Here is a 16,497-nt window from a genome sequence, read left to right on the forward strand (position 1 = left end):
ACAACTGATGCTTGAACAATTAAAAGAACAAGTTTTAGAGGCAAACCTTCAGTTACCAAAATATAAAATGGTTACTTTTACATGGGGAAACGTAAGTGGAATTGATCGAGAAAAAGGACTTGTAGTCATTAAACCTAGTGGAGTTCCTTATGAAGAGCTAAAGGCTGAAGATTTAGTTGTAGTCAATTTGAATGGTGAAATAGTAGAGGGAGACATGCGCCCATCATCTGATACTGCAACACATTTAGCACTTTATAAAGCATTTCCTTCGATTGGTGGAGTTGTACATACACATTCACCATGGGCAACTAGCTGGGCCCAAGCAAGCCGTCCCATTCCTGCATTAGGAACAACTCATGCTGATTATTATTATGGAGAAATTCCTTGTACAAGAGCTTTAACAGAAGATGAGATTACTAGAGGCTATGAACTAGAAACAGGAAATGTCATTATAGAAACATTTCAATCTAAAGATATTGATCCAATAGCGATGCCAGGTGTACTCGTTTCAGGTCATGCACCGTTCGTTTGGGGAAAGAATGCTAGTCAAGCAGTTCATAATGCGGTTGTTTTAGAAGAGGTAGCCAAGATGGCATTACACACGTATCAATTAAATCCAATTGCTGGTCCAATCGATCAATTTTTGTTAGATAAACATTATCTTCGTAAGCATGGAGCAAATGCTTATTATGGTCAGAAAAACAAAGAAGTGAAACAGTAACTATCGATTAGGGGGAAACCATTATGCTAACAGTGAAACCATACGAGTTTTGGTTTGTAACGGGTAGTCAAGATTTATACGGAGAAGAAACAGTAAGAGAAGTTGAAGCTAACTCAAAAGTGATTACAGAAGGTCTTGACCAAGATTCTACATTAACATATAAGTTAGTATTTAAATCAGTTTTAAAGGATGCAGATTCCATTCGTAAATTATGTTTAGAAGCAAATGCTGATGAAAACTGTGCAGGTATTATTACATGGATGCATACATTCTCTCCAGCAAAAATGTGGATTGCCGGACTTTCAAGCTTACAAAAACCAATGCTTCATCTTCACACACAATTTAACCGTGATATTCCATGGGATAGCATTGATATGGATTTTATGAACACAAATCAATCTGCACATGGTGATCGTGAATTTGGATTTATGGCAACAAGACTAAATGTAAAAAGAAAAGTAGTTGTTGGTCATTGGGAAAATAACGAAGTTCGAAGCAAAATTGGTAGTTGGATGAATACGTCTGTTGCTTTTATGGAAGGTCAGCATTTGAAAATTGCGCGCTTTGGAGATAACATGCGCAGAGTTGCTGTAACTGAGGGAGATAAAGTAGAGGCACAAATTAAACTAGGCTGGACCATTAACGGATACGGCGTCGGTGATTTAGTTCAACGAATGAATGATATTTCTGAACAAGAAATTGATCAATTAATGGAAGAGTATGAAAGAGAATACGATATTGTAGCTGAAGGCCAAGAAGCAGGTCCAGTACGAGATTCTATTCGCTATCAGGCAAGAATTGAACTAGGAATGAAATCGTTCTTAGAAGAAGGTGGTTATTCGGCGTTTACAACAACGTTTGAAGATCTTCATGGTATGAAACAACTTCCTGGTCTAGCTGTACAACGATTAATGGCACAAGGATATGGCTTTGCTGGTGAAGGAGACTGGAAAACAGCTGGTTTACTCCGCATCTTAAAGATCATGGCAAATAACGAAGATACTTCATTTATGGAAGATTATACGTATCACTTTGAACCTGGAAATGAATTAGTGTTAGGTTCACACATGCTGGAGATTTGTCCTACTATTTCAGCAACTAAGCCAAAGATTGCTGTTTATCCTTTAGGAATTGGCGGAAAAGAAGATCCTGCACGATTCATCTTTGATGGAAAGAGCGGTGCTGCTTTAAATGCATCAATTATCGATTTAGGACATCGCTTCCGTCTTGTTGTAAACGAAGTCGATGCTGTGCAACCAGAAAAGGATTTACCAAACCTTCCTGTTGCAAGAGTCCTTTGGACGCCTCAGCCTTCATTAAGTGAAGGAACAGAAAATTGGATCATTGCTGGTGGAGCACACCATACAGTCTTTTCATATAAAGTAACAACAGACCAGCTTAGAGATTGGGCAGAGCTAGTCGAAGTTGAATGTGTTCTTATTAATAATGATACAAATAAGCATAGCTTCAAAAATGAGTTACGTTGGAATGACGTTGTATATAAGTAATAGGTATTGATTTTAAAGACGAGGAAAACAAAAATGAAATGTCATGTTTCTAGTTTCCTCGTCTTTCTACTATCACTAAAAAGCATGGGAGGAATAGAGAATGACAAATTCAATTGTTATTAATGCAGATGTTAGTAAAGGGAAAATTAACCGTAATATTTATGGACATTTTGCCGAGCATTTAGGCCGTTGTATTTATGAAGGTATTTGGGTTGGAGAAGATTCACCAATTCCAAACACGAACGGAATTCGAAACGATGTGCTTGAAGCATTAAAACAAATTAACATTCCTGTGCTTCGTTGGCCAGGAGGCTGTTTTGCTGATGAATATCATTGGAAAGATGGAGTCGGACCAAGGAGTGAAAGAAAAAGAATGGTAAACACCCACTGGGGTGGTGTGGTTGAAAACAATCACTTTGGAACTCATGAATTTATGATGCTATGTGATTTACTAGGTTGTGAGCCTTATATTTGCGGAAATGTTGGCAGCGGTACTGTTCAAGAAATGTCTGAATGGGTTGAATATATGACATTTGACGGTGAGTCTCCAATGGCCAACTGGCGCCAAGAGAATGGTAGAGAAAAACCTTGGGAGCTTACATACTTTGGTGTAGGTAACGAAAACTGGGGTTGTGGCGGAAATATGCGTCCTGAATATTATGCAGATCTATACCGTCGTTACCAAACATATGTAAGGAATTATGGAAATAATAAAATCTATAAAATTGCCGGTGGAGCAAACGTAGATGACTATAATTGGACAGAAGTGTTAATGCGTGAAGCAGGGCGCTTAATGGATGGACTAAGTCTTCACTACTATACAATTCCTGGTGAATTCTGGACAGGTAAAGGATCTGCAACAGGTTTTCCAGAGGATGAGTGGTTCATCACGATGCAAAAAGCACTGCATATGGATGAGTTAATTACAAAGCATAGCACGATCATGGATAAATACGACCCTGAAAAACGTGTTGGGATGATTATAGATGAATGGGGTACATGGTTTGATGTAGAGGAAGGAACAAATCCAGGGTTTCTTTATCAGCAAAACACTATTCGTGATGCATTAGTTGCTGCGATTCACTTCCATATCTTCCATAAGCATAGTGATCGTGTTCAAATGACAAATATTGCCCAAACAGTAAATGTTCTTCAAGCGATGGTACTAACAGAAGGAGAAAAAATGATTCTTACTCCTACTTATCATGTATTTGATATGTATAAGGTACACCAAGATGCAACAGTACTCTCAGTTGACGCTGCTGTTGGAAAATACAAATACAATGGTCAAGAAGTTGATCAAGTATCTGTTTCAGCATCTCAAGATAAAAATGGCAAAGTAAACATCAGTTTATACAATATTGATCATAAAGAATCTGCATCATTATCTCTTCAGCTTCGTGGATTGAAAGAAGAGGTTAGTAGTATCACTGGTACGATTTTAACAGCTGACACGATTGATGCACACAATACGTTCGAGCAGCCAGAAGTAGTAGCTCCAGCTGAATTTACACAATTCACTGTAAGCAATGGTCAACTTGATGTAACATTACCTCCGATGTCTGTTGTCTTGTTAACGATTTAATAGAGAAAGGAAGTAATTGATTATGGCAACCAACGTATGTAAAGGCTGTTCTGGAAATGTCATTATCAAAAAAGAAGAAGTAGATAGAATCCTTTCTAAACAATTACCAGACAACTTAATTGTTTCTGATGAGATCTACAAAAAGCGTCTAGAAGCTTGCTTTGATTGCCCTTCGTTTCTTTATGGAACAACTTGTTCATATAGTGGATGTTTAGTGGAGTACAGAGCTAAGTTTACAAGTAAAAATTGTCCAAATCCTGCAGGGGCTAAGTGGTAGGTCTTCAATTCTGAATTTTATACATCTTGTTAATGCATAAGATATACATCTGTTACCCTATTTTCTGGGCAAAGATGTATATCTTTTTTACTTTAGTTTGAAAGCGTTTTAAGGAGGTGATGGGTGTCATTACTTTTGTTAACAATAGCTTGAATAAATGTGAGGAGGAGATGATTTAATGAAGCAAATAAAAAAACTACTCATTCTTTCGGTTATCTTGTGTGTGCTAAATATACAAGTAACAGCAAGTGCCGCATTTTGGAATGTAACAGGGGAAAAAATGATCCACGATCCTTCTATTATTAAAGAGGGTAATTCATGGTATGTATTTGGAACTGGTGAAGCAGAAAAAAATGGAATTCGTGTATTACGTTCTGATAATGGGATTAACTGGTACACTACACCTGTTATTTTTCCTACAGCACCCTCATGGTGGAAAACATATGTACCGAACCATGAGTCAAATCAATGGGCACCTGATATTCAATATTACAATGGAAGATATTGGCTCTATTATTCAGTTTCTAGTTTTGGATCGAATAATTCATTAATTGGCCTTTTATCAACGGAAAGTATAACTTCTGGACAATGGCGAGACGATGGATTAGTTGTTCGCTCAACAAGTTCAAGTAACTTTAATGCCATTGACGGGGATCTTGTTATTGATAAAGACGGTAATCCTTGGCTATCTTACGGATCTTTTTGGAGTGGGATTAAGCTTACACGCCTAGATAAAAATACAATGAAACCTACCGGTACTGTCTATTCAATTGCAACGCGACCAAACTCCCCGAATAATGCAATCGAAGCACCTAGCATTACTTATAAAGATGGGTATTATTATTTGTTTGTTTCATTTGACAGATGTTGTCAAGGAGTGGATAGCACGTACAAAATTGCCTACGGAAGATCTAAAAATATTACTGGACCATATCTTGATAAAAATGGAGTAAGTATGATGAATGGTGGAGGTACAATTTTAGATGCCGGAAATAGTAGATGGAAAGGTCCAGGCCATCAGGACATTTATAACAACAATGTCATTGTCAGACATTCTTATGATGCTGAAAATAACGGGATGCCAACCCTATTAATCAATGATTTGTATTGGGATTCTCAAGGATGGCCTTCTTACTAATTTTTAAGTAAGGGGTGGTGATTTTTCACCACCCTTTTTTTAGGACAAGTGTAGTCCGGGTTTCTTCATTAAAATAAGATCTTTATTTAGGGCACATTTCTAGTCATAATAACTATAATAAAAGTAGGTATGTGGTCTGTTAAAGAATAAAACAATTGGAATCTAATATTTGCAATTAGAATAAGCATGTGATCTAATATAGATGTTCACTTTTTATACCAATTTATATAAAAACTACACCGTTCTATATTGTTATTAAATAGAAAGAAAAAACAAGGTTGCTACAGCAACTACTTAAAGTCAAATTTGGTATACCTCTTTCTTAAATGAAAATTCTTGATGAAAGGTGAGCAACATGAGCAAATTAGTCAACTTGAAAAGCATGTTAAATGACGTGTTGGATATTAACGATATAAGGTTTTATGAACCAATAAAGAATTATACCTTTACAAAACTTGGTGGGGAAGCAGATGTATTGATTACACCGTCAACATTTGAAGAAATCCAATTGATTTATAGAAAAGCGAAAGAAAACAAAGTTCCAATAACAATTATCGGAAATGGCACAAATTTAATTGTAAAAGATAGTGGAATTGCTGGATTGGTTATAAGCTTGAAAAAGCTAAATGAAGTAAAAGTAAAGGATCATATCATAAAAGCACAAGCAGGTGCTAACATTATTGAGGTGTCAAGGATCGCGTTGAATGAAAAATTATCTGGTCTTGAGTTTGCCTGCGGAATTCCAGGGACAGTAGGTGGGGCACTGTGTATGAATGCTGGAGCATATGGTGGCCAAATATCGGATGTATTAAAAAAAGCTACAGTCTTAACAGAATTAGGTGAGCTACTCGTTTTAGAAAAAGAAGATCTTTTGTTAGGCTACAGGAAAAGCATTATATCCCAAAATAACTATGTTGTGTTACAAGCAGAATTTGAACTACAGCATGGTCATTATCTTCAAATAAAAGAAAAAATGGATGAAAATACTAGACTACGACAGCAAAAGCAGCCGCTTGAGTACCCATCGTGTGGAAGTGTCTTCAAGAGACCACCAGGTTACTTTGCTGGAAAACTAATACAGGATTCTGGTCTTCAAGGATTGAGAATTGGAGGGGCAGAGGTATCAACGAAGCATGCTGGATTTATCGTAAATGTTGATCATGCAACTGCAAAGGACTATACAGATCTCATTCACGTGATTCAAAAAACAGTAAAAGAGAAATATGGTGTTAACCTAGAAACAGAAGTAATTGTTATAGGTAAGGAAGATGAGATATAAATCAATTTTAGGAGTGATTATATTGACTAGAGAAACTTCACAAGCACTTCAAAGAAGTGTAAAAGACCATTGGTATGTTAAATATGAAGAGGTAGGCTTCCCATCGATTCAAAAGGGATGGATATTGCCCGTTGACCGTTGGCAGGATTTTGATCCATTTATTTTAATGGCTGAGGATTGGTTTAAGAGAGGGACATTTTCCGATCATCCTCATCGTGGCTTTCAGACAATCACATATGTAGTAGATGGACGTTTGGAGCATATTGATAATGCTGGAGGAAGAGAAATTTTAGAGCCGGGAGATGTTCAATATATGAACGCCGGGTGGGCGGCAAGGCATGCTGAGGAAGGTGTAGAGGATGATATTGCCCATACCCTACAGCTTTGGTTAAACCTGCCGAAACATTTAAAACAAACAGATACATCTTATCAAAATATTTATAGTGAGGATGCACCTGTTGTTTCTATTGAAGGAGGATCGGTAAAAGTATTTTCAGGAGATATTGCAGGTGTTAAGGGTCCAATGAATTCCATTGTTCCGATAACATTAACAGAAATTACTTTATCAGAAGGAGCTCAATATGTTCATTGTTTACCAGAAACACATAATAGCTTCTTTTACGTTTTATCAGGTGATATGACATTTGGAGAAAACAAGGTAGAGTTAAAAAAGCATGGTGTAGGTACATTAACTTATAACGATGAAGGAAACGAAGAGAACATAAGTGAGTTTGTGATAAAAGCAAATAGCAGGCGGTCAAAAGTACTTGTATATTCAGGAACACCAATAAAAGAAGAAATCGTTCCATATGGTCCTTTTGTGATGAATACAATGGAAGAAATCAAACAAGCATATCGAGATTACCACAATGGAAAATTTGGGCCGGCAGCTAGATGAAAATAGTGAAAAAACAAGCTGCTTTACTGAAGGTTTCTACGACAAAAGTCGTAGAAAAACCTCCTGTAAAATCATTCTTTTAAAGGAATATTTCAAAATGATTTTATTGTATAGTAAGATCAAGGAGGTAGTTACAATGGTTGATGTGGCGATAATCTCAAAGAACCCGCATATTCAAAGAAGCTTAAGTTTATTCATTCATGCTCATTCAACTTTTAACTTGATTTACAATAATGACGATCAGCATGAGGCCTTTAAAATGCTTGATAGACTTAAAAAGGTAGTTGTCCTGTTAGATATAGATGTAGATAACTTAAAACAAATTTTAGATCTTTATTCAACAAAGCACCACATTATACTTTATAGTCATTCAAAGGATTTTTTGGAAATTAGTCAACTTCTTCAAAGATATAATGTGAAATATTTTAATGTTTACACGAAACCGGATTGTATATTTCATACGATTAAGGAGCTTTCAGAATAGGTAGTTGCTATAACAACTAATTACAGAAAGTAAAGTTGGTGAGGAGGAATCTCATTTTACCTCCAAGCAAAAGCTTACTCACCAAACTTTATTATGAATTTACAATGATTGTCACCTTCAGTTCGGCAACAAGTTCTATTTATTTGATTAACACCAAGAACGTCTAGGAACATGCTTGTTTCACATCGACATGCCATTTTAAATTCTTTTGCAACTGAGAGGATGGGACAGTTATATTCTGTTAATTCAAATGTACGATCATCTATTTCAGCAACATCAGCCATATATCCTTTTTCGTTTTGAAGCTTTACAAGTTCATTCACCTTCTCAGCTGGTGTAGTTTTATTGATCATTTTGGCACTATATTCTTTAATTAAACGTGTTTCTCTCTTTTTAAATAGTAGCTCTATAGATTCTTCACCGTGTATTTCTTTAATATCATGAAGAAATTCAAGGCTGATTCCTTCATAGTTTTTAGGAAAATATTGTTCCGATTTATCTGACAAAGAATATGTTTGGAGAGGTCTACCCATCGGCTGTTTAACTTCTTTGGAAGAGATGAAACCCTCTTTCTCGAGACTTAAAAGATGCTTTCTTACAGCCATGTGAGTAATCCCTAATTCATCTGTTAACTCATTAACAGTCATTGTTTCTTCTTTTTTTAATAAGTGAAGAATCTTGTCCTTTGTTGTACTATTTCGAGTCGTGTTCATACTAACACCTCCATTTTAAAAATGTGGAGAAGATAAAGTTAAAATATAATTATACCATATAGTATAAAATGTTTGAAGAAATGTTCATCTAACTGATTTTGACTTTTTTATAATGTTTAAGCAAATTATTTGATCTATAAAAAAATTTAGTTTATTCTTTATTTATACTTATTATACTATTAAGTATAAGAATATAAATTTATTGGAGGATGTAAATAATGACAACTTATTCTTTACCATCTTTACCTTATAGCTTTAATGCACTTGAGCCACATATTGATCAGCGCACAATGGAAATTCATCACGGGAAACATCATCAAACATATGTTAATAACTTAAATGCTGCCCTTGAAGGAAAAACAGATTTGCAAGCAAAATCACTAGAGGCGTTATTAAGTAATTTAGATGCTGTTCCAGAACAAATTAGAACGGCTGTAAGAAATAATGGTGGTGGTCATTTAAATCATTCATTATTTTGGGAAGTCATTGCACCTTCTGGTAATGACCAAACTCCTACAGGAGAATTAGCCGCTGCAATTAACCATGCATTTGGAAGCTTTGAGAGCTTTAAAGAGGAATTCACCAAAGCGGCAACAACCCGCTTTGGATCAGGTTGGGCTTGGCTAGTAGTTGATCAAGATGGAAATCTTCAGGTAACAAGTACAGCTAACCAAGACAATCCAATTATGGATGGTCAACAAGCCATTCTAGGACTTGATGTTTGGGAGCACGCTTACTATTTGAACTACCAAAACAGAAGACCAGACTATATTTCAAGCTTTTTTAACATTATTAATTGGGATGTAGTAGCAGAAAAATTAGAAAAAACTAGATAAATAATCAGTGAGTTTTATGAATAAGGTGTCTAAAAAGACACCTTATTTGCTGTTATATTGAAAGTTTCCTTATGTGACACAGAAGTAACTTGGTTGTTTTTGTTAGTAAAGATGAAAAAAGAAGAAAATGGAAGTTAAGCATGTTATTGTTAACTATGGAACATTTTATCGCTTCACACACAGGCTATTTCAAATAGGAGGCTAAAACATGAAACTTGTTGGTATATCAGGTTCAATCATTGGCACAAAAACAGCAAAGGCAGTTCATGAAGTATTAATGGCAGCAAAAGCTTTAGATCAGAATCTTGAAGTTGAATTAATTGATTTAAAGGATTACGAAGTTGAATTTGTGAAGGGGACTCCACTGTCTTCCTACAATCAAGACACAATTAAGGTTGTAAACACAATTCAATCAGCCGACTTTCTTGTGTTTGGAACTCCAATTTATCAGGCTTCCATCCCAGGTGTTTTGAAAAATCTGTTTGACCATTTACCTATTGATGCATTTAAGTCAAAGGTGACAGGAATGATTACAACGGCTGGTACAGACAAACATTTTCTTGTAACAGAATATCATCTAAAGCCAATCCTGACCTATTTAAAAGGAGTGGTTCCTGTTAGTAATGTATTTCTTCAAAACTCAGATTTTAATAAAGAAAATGAAATAATTAATAACGATATTTCGAATCGAATTCACGTATTGGCTAAAGAGATGATAGTTCTACAAAAGTCACTAAAGGACTCAGAAGCTTAACAGTTGAATGATAATAATGGAAGTTACGGGCAATAATTGTAACAGTCGGTTTCCGAATACAAAACTACACTAGCACCGCACCAATTAGCAGTCCTGTTCGCAACTGAATAAGACTGTTTTTTTTTCTGAGGGCCGGATAAATAAAGCTGACCTTCTTGCTTATCCTTAATTGAGTAACCTATAGTTTAAATAAACGAATTTTTCCGGTTAGACGAAGAATGGAACTTGGTTTGGGGAATATAAGCGGAATTTTTCCGGTTAAGCAAGGTAAAATGGTCCATTTTTATCTTTTTTCGATTAAATAGACGGAGTCTTTCCGTCTATTTAATCCATTTTTCGTGATATTTCCTCATTAAGAGGAATTTCCCCGCTTATTTTAGTAGCTAAAATTGACCGGTTTTTATTATAATTTTTGATAACAAATATAATCGGATTGTTTTTTTAGAGTTCCGATCAAAATGCAAGCGCTTTCTCTTGTGTTGTGTGTTTTACACAAGCAGGAACCTAAATCTTTGTATCTATGCTACATTGTAGAAAACTTATGTAAAATTGTAAAATATTTGTAAAGATATAGAACAGATATTTAATTTGTTTAGACTGTATATTTGAGTCTGCTTTCTCTAAAAAACTTTTCTTATTATAAAGTTATTGACGTAATAGCTATGAAAAAAGTATTATCAAATAATAAAAATCTTAAAGTCATGTGTTTAAAAAGAAAATATAAGCTAAGGAGAATAAAACCCTCGCCTAGCGAGGGTTTTATTTTTATACTATCGGAAAGTTTAAGTTTTTATGGATGATAGTATAGGAAAAACTAAGGCTTTCGCCATTAGGACTTGACGATAAGCCAAGTTTTTCCAATAAAATTATTTGAAAAGAGGGAATAGTATGAGTTATCAGTTACTCGGTTCCATTGTTGTCTATATGGTTGGGATGTTACTTATTGGTTATTACGCCTATAAACGGACCACTAACTTATCAGATTATATGTTAGGAGGAAGGTCTTTAGGTCCCGCTGTTACCGCTCTAAGTGCTGGAGCTTCAGATATGAGTGGATGGCTCCTTATGGGTCTTCCTGGAGCTATGTATGTACAAGGTTTAAGTGCCTCTTGGATTGTGATCGGTTTGACTCTGGGTGCGTATGCAAACTGGTTGTATGTGGCACCACGGTTAAGAATGTACACAGAGGCTGCTAACGACTCGATGACAATTCCTTCTTTTTTGGAAAATAGGTTTGAAGATACCTCTAAAATGCTCCGTCTTATTTCAGGATTAGTTATTATTATCTTCTTTACGTTTTATGTATCATCAGGGATGGTTTCTGGAGGGGTGCTGTTTGAAACCACATTCAATCTTGACTATACAGTTGGACTTTGGATCATTGCTGGAGTGGTTGTATCCTACACATTATTTGGAGGATTCTTGGCAGTAAGCTGGACAGACTTTGTACAAGGATTGATCATGTTCATTGCCCTTATTCTTGTTCCTCTTGTGACGATTATTGAGTTAGGAGGAATTGGTCCTTCTTTTAGTGAAATAAAATCAATTGATGAGTCTCTTTTTAATATTTTTAAGGGTACTAGTTTCCTAGGTATTGTTTCTTTATTCGCATGGGGGCTTGGATACTTTGGGCAGCCGCACGTTATCGTTCGATTTATGGCGATTTCATCTGTAAAAGAGATAAAGAAGGCCAGACGTATAGGAATGGGCTGGATGATTTTTTCTGTTGTAGGTGCTATGTTTACTGGGTTCGTAGGACTTTCTTATTACTCTAAAAATGATCTGAATCTTTCAGACCCTGAGACAGTTTTTATTGGGTTAAGTGATATATTATTTCATCCTATTATTACAGGATTTCTACTTGCTGCTTTGTTAGCAGCTGTTATGAGTACCATTTCTTCTCAGCTATTAGTAACATCAAGCTCGTTAACAGAGGATTTGTATAAAACATTTTTCCGACGTTCTGCAACTGATAAGGAATTAATGGTTATTGGACGATTATCAGTATTAATTGTTTCAATTATTTCTGTAGCAATTGCCTACAATAAAAGTGGAACAATTCTATCTTTAGTAGGTTATGCATGGGCAGGGTTTGGTTCAGCTTTTGGTCCAGTTATTTTATTGAGTTTGTATTGGGAACGGATGAATAAATGGGGCGCTCTTGCTGGAATGGTTGCTGGCGCATGTACTGTTATTATCTGGACTAGTATTCCAGGTCTGAGTGCAACGATTTATGAAATGATTCCAGGCTTTTTTGTCAGTTTACTAGCATGTTATTTCGTTAGTATTGTATCACCGGCACCGTCAAAGAACATTAGGGATAAGTTTAATCAAAATAAGCAATCTGCATGAAAAAAGCACCACCTGAATGTTCCTAACAAAGGGACATTGGGCGGTGCTTTTTCTTAACTATTTATCTCATAATCATGCAATTTACGATACTCAGTAGGAGTCATCCCTTCTTGCTCAATAAATCGTTTATTAAAGTAGCTTATACTAGGATAACCTACCTTTTGTGCAATTTCTTTTATGGTCATTTCTTTACGATCAAGCAGCCATTGTTTACTAGCTTGCAAACGGCATAAGGTGATAAACTGCATTGGTGTCATTTGAGTAGCTCGTTTAAATAATCGACAAAAGTAATATGTGCTGACGCCCACGTTCTGAGCCCAGTACTCAAGGTCAAATGGTTCACAAGCACTTCTTTGCATACTTGGTAAGAGTGTTTGAATACGATCATCCTGCTCTTGGCGGCGATCAGATGTTTTTGGTGCAGCATTTCTTACAAATTCCATTAAAAATGTGTAGGTAAAAGTAGACAAGCTGGAAAGATGCAAAAAGCTGTTTTTTTCTGCCTCAATTAATAGCTGATTATGTGCTTTTTCAAGAATAGACAATTTTTGAAGAGTCCAGAGTGAGTGTTGATGAAACCCTTTTTCCGAGAGAAATTGATTAAGCACATCACCGTAAAAATGAACCCAACGTATATTCCAGGGATCTTGTTTACTACTATAATACCGCTGCTCCTGCATTGGAAAATATAAAAAAGCGTCTCCCCTTTTTATCATGACTGGACTGCCGTCTATTTCCACGTACCCCGATCCAGATAAAACAAAGTGAATACTAAAGTTATTTAAAGTGCCAACTTTTCGATTTACTTCATGGTCAGGTTCATTCCAATACCAGCCAATTGATTCAGGTAGAATCATAAAATCATTGTTTTGTAATGTAGGTAATAAAAATTGTCTAAGCATTTGCATCACTCTTTCAGGACAATATTCTTTTATTATAAAGGCAATATGATTCTATTTTTATTTTAAGATGTGTCTTTTATAATAACAATATAATATTAAGTTTAGGGTAGAAGGAGAGAATGATTATGGAAAAAATTCGTTGGGGAATTATCGGAAGTGCAAATATAGCAAAAGGTTCAGTTATACCAGGTATTCAGCAATCAGAAACAGGTGAGGTTGTTGCTATTGCTAGCAGAGGATTAGAAAAAGCAAAAGAAACGGCTGAACAATTAAATATTTCTAAGGCTTATGGGAGTTATGAGGAATTACTCCAAGATCCTGAAATTGAAGCCGTTTACATTCCTCTTCCAAACCATTTACATAAAGAGTGGACCATTCGTGCAGCAGAAGCAGGTAAGCATGTTTTATGTGAAAAGCCTTTAGCAATAAATGCGGATGAAGCGGAAGAAATGGTAGCTGCTTGTGAAAAAGCTGGTGTCGTTTTTGCAGAAGCATTTATGTATCGTTATCATCCACGTTATAAGCTTATAAACGAATTAATTGACTCAGGAGAAATTGGGGATATTCGGGGTATTCATGGAACGTTTACTTTTAATAATGCAAATGATAGTGGAAATGTTCGTTATAAAAAGGAGTGGGGTGGAGGTTCCTTATATGATGTTGGTGTTTACCCAATTAGCGCTGCGAGAATGATTTTGAATGAAGAGCCTAAAGCAGCAACTGTTCATGCATTCTTTTCTGAGAAACATGACGATGTTGATATGATGGCATCGGGTATTTTGGAATTTGATAAAGGTGTAGCTTTAACATTTGATTGTGGAATGTGGGCTGCATTTAGAAATGAACTCGAAATTCTTGGTACAAATGGTCGGATCGAGGTTCCTTCAGCGTTTATAACACATCAAAATGAACAAGATCATATTATTGTTCACACAAATGATGGCAAAAGAGAGCTTGAGGTGCCTTATTTAAATCAATATGCACTTCAAGCTGATGCAATGGGAAGAAGCATCCGTAACGGCGAGCCATTATTTCCTTCGCAAGATGCAGTATTAAATATGAAAGTAATTGATGCTTGTTTAACCTCAGCAAGAGAACGCCGTCGTGTTGAGTTATAAAAGGGGGACTTTTGATGAAGACGATTAGTATTCCAGGCTTAAATAAGCGGGTAACAACACTCATTCAAGGCTCAGATTATTTTAGACCAAGTGTTTATGAAAAGGTTTGTCGCGTTCTTGATCAATATGTTGCGATCGGTGGTAATACAATTGATACTGCACATATTTATTGTGGTGGTGAAAGTGAAGTAGCGATTGGCATGTGGATGGAAGAACGTGATAATCGAGAAGATGTGGTGATTCTGACTAAAGGTGCACATCATGACCAAAACGGTCCACGTGTGAATCCAGAAGCAATCTCTAAAGACCTTTTTGAAAGTCTGGAACGTTTAAAAACAGATTACATCGATTTATATGCTCTGCACCGTGACGATCCAGCAGTACCAGTAAGTGTGATTATGGATGCATTGAATGAGCATATACAGGAAGGGCGAATAAAGGCAATCGGTGGATCTAATTGGACAACACAGCGGTTACAGGAAGCAAATGAATATGCAGCCAATAACGGTTTGGTTGGTTTTACGTTCAGCAGTCCTAATTTAAGTTTAGCAAAACCAAATGAACCGTTCTGGACAGGGTGTGTTTCGGCGGATTCTGCTGATTGTCTATGGCATCAAGAGAATCAAATTCCACTTCTCTCTTGGTCATCGCAAGCAAGAGGATTTTTTACAGGTCGATACACTCCTGAAGATCGAAGTAATGAGGATCTTGTTCGCGTTTTTTATAACGAAGAGAACTGGGAACGATTGCGTCGGGCTGAAATTATGGCTAAGGAAAAGGGAGTTAGTACGATACAAATTGCTCTTGCTTATGTGCTTAATCAACCTTTTCCTACATGTGCTCTTATTGGTGCTCAAAATGCAGAAGAATTACAATCATGCTATGAGGGAGCAAAGATTGTTTTAACTAAGGAAGAATATAAATGGTTGGAGCAAGTTTGATTCTTAAACATAATATAGGAAAAAGACGTTAAAACAAATGTCTGTTTTAACGTCTTTTTCTTTTTATACTATCAGAAAGATAAAATTTTTATGGATGATGGTATAAGAAAAGCTAAGGCTTCCGCCATTAGGGCTTTGCGATAAGCCAAGCTTTTCTAAAAGTAAATATCATTAATGGGTTATGATTTACTTTCTAATTATTATTCCCAATAATTTTTAAAATATAATCATATATTTTAATAAAATAATTGATTTTTTACTGAAGGGAGCAAAAAATATGTACTATGCCCGACTCATTCACTATAAATTAGGAACAAATCAAAGACAGGCTGCAGAAGAATTAACAAAGAAGTTTGATAAAATAAGCAGGAATTTATATGGATTTAGAGGAAATGTTTATTTTTTTGATGATCCAAATGGTGAATACAAAGCGCTTAATTACTGGGATACAAAGGAACTTGCTGAAAAAGCTCATGAAGTGCTATTTCCTCAGCTAGAAAATGAACTTAAGAATTTAACTACTGAGAAGCCAAGATATAGAATCTTTGAAGTATTTGATCCAACAGATGATCAAGACATGGTGGCAAGTCATACGATAAAATAATATATGTAAAAGAAAAACAGTTAAGAATAATACTTACCTAGATATCTATTTAGATATCTAGGTCTTTTTCTGTGAAAATAAATTAAAGGTTTAAACTTGATCGCATTTGATTAAGCTATAGATAATTAAATTTGGCAATAGGAAAGCAGAGCTACCGTACTTTACGGTTTCTCGTTTAACTTTTCTATTTTTTGTCTATAATGCTAATTTGAAGTTAACTCGTGGTAGGGTTCTTTGTTCTGAAGCATATGATAGACAATCGTAAGCATTCGGTGTCCTATGGCAACGAGTGCTTTTTTCTTTCCTCTTCTCGCAGCCAACGACCAATATTTGATTCCCAACCTTTTATTACGACTCCTTGAAACAGCCCATGCAGCTTCGCACAAT

Annotated in this window: 16 protein-coding genes and 1 pseudogene; 14 read left to right on the plus strand and 3 right to left on the minus strand. The window is 35.8% G+C overall.

Translation table 11 applies throughout. The annotated features are described in order from the left end of the window. Positions 1-7: 7 nt before the first annotated feature. The 8 genes from araD (at position 8) to ACEWK1_RS15270 (ending at position 7,890) form a co-directional block, all read left to right on the plus strand. Positions 8-721, plus strand: a complete 714-nt coding sequence (gene araD / locus ACEWK1_RS15235; RefSeq protein WP_121660836.1) for an L-ribulose-5-phosphate 4-epimerase — start codon at positions 8-10, stop codon at positions 719-721. A gap of 23 nt (positions 722-744) precedes the next feature. Then, entirely contained in the window at positions 745-2,229 is a 1,485-nt protein-coding gene (gene araA, locus ACEWK1_RS15240) for an L-arabinose isomerase (RefSeq protein ID WP_212137139.1), read from the plus strand. Between the two features lie 100 nt (positions 2,230-2,329). Continuing rightward, entirely contained in the window at positions 2,330-3,814 is a 1,485-nt protein-coding gene (locus ACEWK1_RS15245) for an alpha-N-arabinofuranosidase (protein ID WP_212137141.1), read from the plus strand. A 22-nt stretch (positions 3,815-3,836) separates the two neighbouring features. Then, positions 3,837-4,091, plus strand: a complete 255-nt coding sequence (locus ACEWK1_RS15250; RefSeq protein WP_212137143.1) for a DUF6171 family protein — start codon at positions 3,837-3,839, stop codon at positions 4,089-4,091. A gap of 178 nt (positions 4,092-4,269) precedes the next feature. Next, complete coding sequence (locus ACEWK1_RS15255) at positions 4,270-5,229, plus strand: glycoside hydrolase family 43 protein (RefSeq protein ID WP_212137145.1); 960 nt, start codon at positions 4,270-4,272, stop codon at positions 5,227-5,229. A 382-nt stretch (positions 5,230-5,611) separates the two neighbouring features. Beyond that, positions 5,612-6,508 carry a UDP-N-acetylmuramate dehydrogenase gene (murB, locus tag ACEWK1_RS15260; RefSeq protein ID WP_232273958.1) on the plus strand — a complete coding sequence of 299 codons (897 nt, stop codon included), beginning with the start codon at positions 5,612-5,614 and terminating at the stop codon, positions 6,506-6,508. A gap of 22 nt (positions 6,509-6,530) precedes the next feature. Next, a complete protein-coding gene (locus ACEWK1_RS15265; RefSeq protein ID WP_232273578.1) occupies positions 6,531-7,406 on the plus strand; it encodes a pirin family protein in 876 nt (291 codons plus the stop codon). 136 nt (positions 7,407-7,542) lie between these two features. Next, complete coding sequence (locus ACEWK1_RS15270) at positions 7,543-7,890, plus strand: hypothetical protein (RefSeq protein ID WP_212137150.1); 348 nt, start codon at positions 7,543-7,545, stop codon at positions 7,888-7,890. 74 nt (positions 7,891-7,964) lie between these two features. On the opposite strand, the gene ACEWK1_RS15275 is transcribed toward ACEWK1_RS15270, so the two are convergent. Beyond that, positions 7,965-8,603 (minus strand): helix-turn-helix transcriptional regulator, encoded by a 639-nt coding sequence (locus tag ACEWK1_RS15275; protein WP_212137152.1) that lies wholly within the window; start codon positions 8,601-8,603, stop codon positions 7,965-7,967. A gap of 218 nt (positions 8,604-8,821) precedes the next feature. Here ACEWK1_RS15275 and ACEWK1_RS15280 point away from each other — a divergent pair, with 218 nt between their 5' ends. From ACEWK1_RS15280 to putP, 3 genes are all read left to right on the plus strand, one after another. Continuing rightward, on the plus strand, positions 8,822-9,439 hold the full coding sequence (locus tag ACEWK1_RS15280) for a superoxide dismutase (protein WP_212137154.1): 618 nt from the start codon (positions 8,822-8,824) through the stop codon (positions 9,437-9,439). Positions 9,440-9,647: 208 nt separating this feature from the next. Then, the gene (locus tag ACEWK1_RS15285; RefSeq protein WP_121660846.1) at positions 9,648-10,193 is read left to right on the plus strand and encodes an NADPH-dependent FMN reductase; all 546 of its coding nucleotides are present in this window, start codon (positions 9,648-9,650) and stop codon (positions 10,191-10,193) included. An 888-nt stretch (positions 10,194-11,081) separates the two neighbouring features. Beyond that, positions 11,082-12,545 carry a sodium/proline symporter PutP gene (putP, locus tag ACEWK1_RS15290; RefSeq protein ID WP_212137156.1) on the plus strand — a complete coding sequence of 488 codons (1,464 nt, stop codon included), beginning with the start codon at positions 11,082-11,084 and terminating at the stop codon, positions 12,543-12,545. A 53-nt stretch (positions 12,546-12,598) separates the two neighbouring features. Here putP and ACEWK1_RS15295 read toward each other — a convergent pair whose 3' ends face one another. After that, positions 12,599-13,447, minus strand: a complete 849-nt coding sequence (locus tag ACEWK1_RS15295) for an AraC family transcriptional regulator (protein ID WP_212137158.1) — start codon at positions 13,445-13,447, stop codon at positions 12,599-12,601. 119 nt (positions 13,448-13,566) lie between these two features. Here ACEWK1_RS15295 and ACEWK1_RS15300 point away from each other — a divergent pair, with 119 nt between their 5' ends. The 3 genes from ACEWK1_RS15300 to ACEWK1_RS15310 all read left to right on the plus strand — a co-directional run bounded on the left by ACEWK1_RS15300 (position 13,567) and on the right by ACEWK1_RS15310 (position 16,110). Continuing rightward, positions 13,567-14,565 (plus strand): Gfo/Idh/MocA family protein, encoded by a 999-nt coding sequence (locus ACEWK1_RS15300; protein ID WP_212137160.1) that lies wholly within the window; start codon positions 13,567-13,569, stop codon positions 14,563-14,565. 14 nt (positions 14,566-14,579) lie between these two features. Beyond that, the gene (locus ACEWK1_RS15305; RefSeq protein ID WP_212137163.1) at positions 14,580-15,506 is read left to right on the plus strand and encodes an aldo/keto reductase; all 927 of its coding nucleotides are present in this window, start codon (positions 14,580-14,582) and stop codon (positions 15,504-15,506) included. Positions 15,507-15,783: 277 nt separating this feature from the next. After that, on the plus strand, positions 15,784-16,110 hold the full coding sequence (locus tag ACEWK1_RS15310; RefSeq protein WP_121660851.1) for a hypothetical protein: 327 nt from the start codon (positions 15,784-15,786) through the stop codon (positions 16,108-16,110). Positions 16,111-16,313: 203 nt separating this feature from the next. Here ACEWK1_RS15310 and ACEWK1_RS15315 read toward each other — a convergent pair. Continuing rightward, positions 16,314-16,497: pseudogene (locus tag ACEWK1_RS15315) on the minus strand (IS110 family transposase); the annotation flags it as partial.

This window comes from Metabacillus sp. YM-086, assembly GCF_048059995.1.
In the GTDB taxonomy this organism is placed as follows: Bacteria; Bacillota; Bacilli; order Bacillales; family Bacillaceae; genus Metabacillus; species Metabacillus litoralis_B.